A 6278-nucleotide genomic window follows, 5' to 3' on the forward strand; every position below is an offset into this window, starting at 1 on the left:
GAACTGGCCGGCCGTGACGCTTGGCCTTACATACGAAGAATGGAAGAAAGAGGGTGGTTGAGCCAGATCCACGTGATCCCAAGTGATGGCGATTTTTTCATGGAATTAGAAGTCAAAGCGGAGGCGTATATCGCTGATTGTCAGCAGCTTTTGCGCGATTGTTTAACCGGAGAAAAAGTCAAAGGTGGTGGGTTTCTCCGTTCCCGCGAAGTAGAGAAAGAAAGTGGAGAGTTTTCCACAACGGTCAGAGTAGAACAGGAAAAAATCGACGGTCTGCTGGCGCTGACGGGAGAGCTCATCGTCACCACTAATGGGATCACCTATTTAATTAAGCGTTTGGAACAGAAAGGATTGCCACCAGAACTGTTGCGTGAGTTTAAGGAATATCAGGCGTCGCTTAACCGCATGAGCTGGGGAATTCAGGACATCGTCATGGAAATGCGGCTCATGCCGATAAGTTTTGTGTTTGAGCGATTCCGGCGGGTGGTACGCGAATTGGGGCAAGAACTGAATAAAAAAGTCGAGTTTAAAATTGTGGGCGGTGAGGTGGCGGTGGACCGCAGTGTCAGCGCTGCCCTCTATGAACCGATGCTGCACCTTGTCCGCAACGCGATTGACCACGGAATAGAGGCGCCAGAGGAAAGACGGCAGCGTGGAAAGCCGGACCGGGGCGAACTGTTGCTCAAGGCTGAACGCCGAGGAGAAAGGGTGATCATCACCGTGAAGGACGATGGCGCAGGGATTGATCCGGCAGCAGTTAAGCGCAAAGCGCTCCAGCGTGGGTTGATCTCGCCTGAGCAGATGGAGAGGATGACGCTGGAAGATACGCTGCAGCTCATATTTGCGCCTGGTTTCAGCACGCGGGAAGTGGCCAGCCATGTTTCCGGGCGTGGGGTCGGGATGGATGTGGTGCAGGATGCGGTCGAACGGTTGGGAGGAAAAGTGGGACTGCAGAGCGAGTGGGGAAAAGGGATGGAGGTGACCCTGGAACTGCCCATCTCCATGAGCATCATGCGGGTCTTATTGCTGCAATGCGGTGGTGGTCTGTACGGATTGCCGGTAAGTGAAGTCAAGGAGATTGTTAAGATTCCGCTCGAAAAGTTGCACTGTCTGAAAGGCCGGGAGGTAGTGGCGCTGCGTGATACCGTATACCCGGTTATTCGTCTTGAGCGGCTGCTTGGTCGCGAAGCACCGACAGCAGAGACAGCAGAGACAGCAGAGACAGCAGAGACAGCAGAGACAGCAGAGACAGCAGAGACAGCAGAGCTTACCCTGGTTATTCTGTTGTCAGGGGTGGCTTTGGCTGTGGCGGGGATACAGGGTGAGCAGGATGTGGTGTTGAAGAATCTTCCTTCCCAGTTAACTTCCTTGAAAATTTTCACCGGGGTGGCCATTCTGGGCAGTGGAAAAATTGCTTTGATTTTAGACTCCAGTGTGGTGGGGAGGACGGATTATGGCGCTTGATCTGATGCGGGAGTTTTTGCATGAGGCGCATGAGCAGTTGGACATGCTTGAACAGCTTTTTTTGGGGCTGGAAGAGGGCGATCTTGAATCTATAGATGCAATCTTCAGAATTGCCCACACTTTGAAAGGTTCGGCGGCTTGTGTGGGGTGTAAACCGGTAGCAGAGTTCGGGCATAAAATGGAAAATTTTCTGGAGGAAATCAGGCAGGGCCGGGTGGCGATAAACCAGGAAATCTGCAGCCTGCTGCTCCAGTCAAAAGATGTGCTGCACATCCTGATTGAAAATGTGGAAAAAGGGCGCGAAGACTGCCTGCCGGCCGATTATCACCGGGTGCTCGGCCAACTTGAATGGCCCGTGGGACAGACAGACTCAGTTGGACCAAATAATCAGGGGAATAAATGGTTGGTGCGGGTAGCGCTGGACAGCTCTTCGGGAATGTGTGCGGCGCGCGCTTTTGTTTTGCTCAAGCGGATGGAGGAGATCGGTACAGTAGAAGCTGCCCAGCCGTCAGAAAGCGAACTCGTCGGTGGGCGAATACGTCCTGATGAAATCACTTTGGCTGTCGAGAGTGACTGCAACGAAAGAGAAATCCTGAAGTATGTGACCGGTTATACCGATGTGCTGGAGGCAGATGTCAGGTACCGGGTGAAGGTGGAGGAGCCTGACTGGCAGAATTATCTAGACCGGGCGCAGGCATTGGCGTCGGAGGGGAAGCGTATTGCCCTTGAGTTTTCGCCAGGTGCTGTAAAACTAGATGACCGGGCTTTCCGTTTTATTGGTGAAGCGCTGCGGCGTGACTGGCTGCTTTATTCAAAAGACGAATTGACCATGCGCGTTTTCCGCCGCTTTTTTATTGATAAATATCAATAAACAGTATAAACGTACAAAACCCAAATCAAAATTGTGACAGTCTTTTGCCTTGGTATTAATTACCATGGCTATTCCGCATTGATACAAGCACAAATTCACAGAGAACCCCATATGATGTAGAGCACGCACGAAGAGAAGGGGGATTCTCTGTGAATTTGGAACTGTGGGTTCTGACCGCCGTTTCGGTGCTTAAAGGTTTGGCCCTGCTGGTTTCCTATATCACCAATCAGACTTTTCCCCAACCCCTGTCGGAAGAAGAAGAGACGTATTACTTAAAACGTCTGGAAGAAGGAGACGAAGAGGCGCGTAACGTCCTCATCGAACACAATTTACGCCTGGTGGCCCACGTCATGAAAAAGTTCGACGGCACCGGCGAAGACAGCGATGACTTGATCTCCATCGGGACGATCGGACTGATCAAAGCGATTAATACCTATGACCAGAGCAAAGGTACCAAGCTGGCTACTTATGCCGCCCGGTGTATCGAGAATGAAATCTTGATGCACCTGCGGACGTTGAAGAAAAGCCGCGGGGAAGTTTCTCTGTATGACCCGATCGGTATGGATAAGGAAGGCAATGAGATCACGCTGATTGATGTTCTGGGGACGGAGGCGGAAGTGGTCAGCGAAGTGGTGGAAGCCCAGTTCGAGGAACGGAGTTTGATGGATAAAGTCAAACGCTTGAACAGTCGAGAGCGCAATGTGCTCGAGCTGCGTTATGGGTTGTTCAACGGCTTACGCAAAACCCAGCGGGAGATCGCCAAGATGCTGGGGATCTCCCGCTCATACGTCAGTCGGATCGAAAAAAGAGCCATCCAAAAATTGAGCAAAGAAATATTTACGGAAGGGTCGCGTTAGCGGCCCCATTGTTCTTCTTAAGCCGTAAACATTTAACGCCTGGCTGACGTACAGACTGGTCAAAAATGGCATTTCGATGAATTTCAACGCTAATCTCCGTTTCAGTTGACAATCTTCACCAAGACATGCCACAATAGATATTGAAAGTGACTATTTCAATTCTCGAAAAGGCAAACCCGCCGAAAGGCGGGGGCGCAAAGCTGCGGGCCTAAGTCCGTCTCGTGGATATGGCAGCCGGGTTGCCGGGGGATAAGCGAGCTGAAGTTGATGGGTTTGTTCTCCGCGGCCGCCTTGATGGCGGCCGTATCAAGTTGATCGCCAGTAATAAAGAAAGAGGGTGAAATTGTGGTTGGAAAGCGGGCGGGTGACTAAAAGTAAATCTACCCAGAAACGGTGTTTAATTGGACAGATGAATCTGGGGAAGGAGGTCAAGGTCTCCCCGCGGGCCAATGTTCGGTCAAGAGCGGGGCGACTAGAAGCAAGTATGATCGGAAAACTTAATGGAAGTCTGCAAATGAGGATGACTGCACTGTTCGGACTGATCGTCCTGATTGGGTGTGCAGTGTTGGGCGTATTGAGCTACAACCAAGCGAAAAGCGCGCTGGAAGACGAGGCCGTGACGGCGCTGCAAAAGCTGGCCAAGCAGGCCGCTGAGACTGTGGAAACCCGGTTACAGGCCCGGCTGTACGTGGTGGAAGCTCTGGCTAACACCAGCGTTATTCGTGGTAAGTCGGGTGACCGGGAGGCTACCCTAGAGGAAAAGCTGCAGACCCTGAGCGATGAACTAAAAAGAGCAGAAAGCTTTGGATTCAAGCGGTTGGGCCTAGCAGACAAAAACGGGGAGATAATTTACCACGACGGCAGCAAGGCCAATATTGCCGACCGTGATTACTTTAAGGCGGCTCTGGGGGGCAAATCGTTTATTTCCAGTACGATTGTCAGCAAGATCGATGGTTCGGTCGTGTTTATCTTTTCCTCGCCAGTCCGTCACCACGCCACTAATGAGATAACCGGGGTGTTGACCGGTACGGTGGATGGGACAAGGCTCGGTCAACTGGTGGCCAGCATTACCTACGGCCGAACCGGTTATGCTTTTGTGGTGGACGGCACCGGTAAGATGATCGCCCACAAAGACAACGAGCTGGTTAAATCCCAGGAAAACTACATTGAGAAGTCTAAGACCGATCCGTCTTTTTCTTCTATAGGCGCAGTGATTGCCAAGATGGCCAAGGGTGAGGAAGGCGTGGCGAGCTACACCTACCAGGGTCTGGATATGGTTATCGGTTACGCCCCCATCAAGAGCACCGGCTGGTCGGTAGGGGTCAACGTTCCCAGGGCCGAGGTGCTGGAGCGGGTCGCCGGCCTGAAACAGTCAGCGCTGCTGGTGTCCCTGGTGATCATCTTTGCGGCGCTGGCGCTGACCTTTGTGATCGCCAGGACGATTACTATTCCTATAACCCAGGCCGTCGGCCACTTAAGTCTGATCGCCAGCGGCGATTTCACCCAATCTGTGTCTGAGCATTTTCTCCACCGGCGTGATGAGGTGGGGAAATTGGTCCAGGCCATCGGCCAATTGCAGGCCAGCCTGAAACCGCTGCTGGCCGGTCTCAAGGGGGAGGCAAAAACGTTAGCCGGCAATTCTGAGACCCTGAGCGCGGCTTCGGAAGAGATCGCTTCCTCTTCCAACGAAGTGGCCAGAGCCATCCAGCAGGTGGCGGCGGGCGCCGCGGAACAGGCGGGCCACCTGCAGGAGATCCTGGGCCTGATTGGGAACATAACCTCCAGCCTGGAAAAGGTCTATATCGAACTGGGTCGTGTTAAAGACAACAGCGTAGAAACATCGCGCCTGGCTGATGTGGGCAAGAAAGAACTGGATATCCTGGTGGCCTCGATCAAAGAAGTTCGCGAGGCCTTCCAGGTGGTGGCAGAGAAACTGATTGGCTTGCGAGGTTCCGTAAATCAGGTCGGCGAAATCCTGGAAGTGATCAACGGGATCGCTGACCAGACCAACCTCCTGGCCCTGAACGCAGCGATTGAGGCAGCGCGCGCCGGGGAAGCGGGGCGAGGCTTTGCCGTGGTGGCGGATGAAGTCCGCAAGCTGGCCGAGCAGTCTCGGGCTTCTTCTGATAAAATCAGGACGCTGCTGGGCACTATCGCCGCGGATACCAATGAAGTGGTGGCTACTTCGGAGGAAGTAAAACGGCAGGTGGTGGCGCAACTGGAGAATGTAGAAAACACCGTCAAGTCATTTGACGATATCCTTGAATCAGTAGCGGCCATCGCGCCCATGCTTGAGGCGACTTACGGGGAAATGGACAGCACCGTGAAGAATAAAGACATCGTGCTGGACCGGGTCCAGAACGTCAGTGCGGTATCGGAAGAGACTTCGGCTTCGGCGCAAGAGATCTCTGCCTCAGCTGAAGAACTCTCAGCTACCACCGAAGAGATTGCCGCCAACGCCCAGGAGATCTTGATGGTGGCCAAAAAACTGGAAGAACAGACAGAACGTTTCAAGGTATAAGATTAGAAGCAACATTGTTCTGCTGGAGGCTAGTAAATGGTACTTTTCTCCACGTTTCCAAGCTAAAGGTGGGGAAGACTGGCGTGCTGCTTTTGACCGGCTGTTTACCGTGCTGAGCAAAATTTCCAGAGACCTTTGGGGGGAGTTTTTCAGGCTCCCTCCTTTGCTTACAAAAAAAATTTTAAGTATCAATCATATTATAATTTATAATTCATAAAAGCGATGTATGGGTTATAATAATTGCAAAAACATCCTTCAACTGCTGTACTTATTGGACTCATTATCTTGGATAGCGGTTGGGTGTTCCGCCCGTATTATGCGAAAAAAGGATGTTTGTAACAGCTTCAAGAAACCGTACTATAATTGACTGTACCTAACTATTTTGCTATCATAAAATTATGGAACTTTTATCCAGCAGAAATAGAGATCACTTTGCAGAAAGAGTCTGAAGACGCATACACGGAGCTGTTGCAGGATTTGTTGTCCATAGTGACATCTTTTTCGGCCCGGCTGTACGGCGCTCGCGGTGGCAAAAAAGTTCGGCAAGGGTTTCGGGAACTGATAG

At 52.0% G+C, this 6278-nt stretch carries 4 protein-coding genes, 1 pseudogene and 1 riboswitch; all 5 genes and pseudogenes read left to right on the top strand.

The annotated features are described in order from the left end of the window. Positions 1 to 39: 39 nt before the first annotated feature. The 5 genes and pseudogenes from HPY81_08055 to HPY81_08075 all read left to right on the top strand — a co-directional run bounded on the left by HPY81_08055 (position 40) and on the right by HPY81_08075 (position 6278). Complete coding sequence (locus HPY81_08055) at positions 40 to 1464, top strand: chemotaxis protein CheA (protein ID NPV27379.1); 1425 nt, start codon at positions 40 to 42, stop codon at positions 1462 to 1464. Continuing rightward, positions 1454 to 2335, top strand: a complete 882-nt coding sequence (locus HPY81_08060) for a hypothetical protein (protein ID NPV27380.1) — start codon at positions 1454 to 1456, stop codon at positions 2333 to 2335. The genes HPY81_08055 and HPY81_08060 overlap by 11 nt, the downstream gene beginning before the upstream one ends. A 149-nt stretch (positions 2336 to 2484) precedes the next feature. Further along, on the top strand, positions 2485 to 3192 hold the full coding sequence (sigK, locus tag HPY81_08065) for an RNA polymerase sporulation sigma factor SigK (protein ID NPV27381.1): 708 nt from the start codon (positions 2485 to 2487) through the stop codon (positions 3190 to 3192). 159 nt (positions 3193 to 3351) lie between these two features. Beyond that, positions 3352 to 3439: riboswitch (cyclic di-GMP riboswitch) on the top strand. Between the two features lie 237 nt (positions 3440 to 3676). After that, positions 3677 to 5713 (top strand): methyl-accepting chemotaxis protein, encoded by a 2037-nt coding sequence (locus HPY81_08070; protein NPV27382.1) that lies wholly within the window; start codon positions 3677 to 3679, stop codon positions 5711 to 5713. A gap of 435 nt (positions 5714 to 6148) precedes the next feature. Continuing rightward, positions 6149 to 6278: pseudogene (locus tag HPY81_08075) on the top strand (IS607 family transposase).

This window comes from Bacillota bacterium, from assembly GCA_013178045.1.
Lineage (GTDB): Bacteria > Bacillota > Ch66 > Ch66 > Ch66 > Ch66.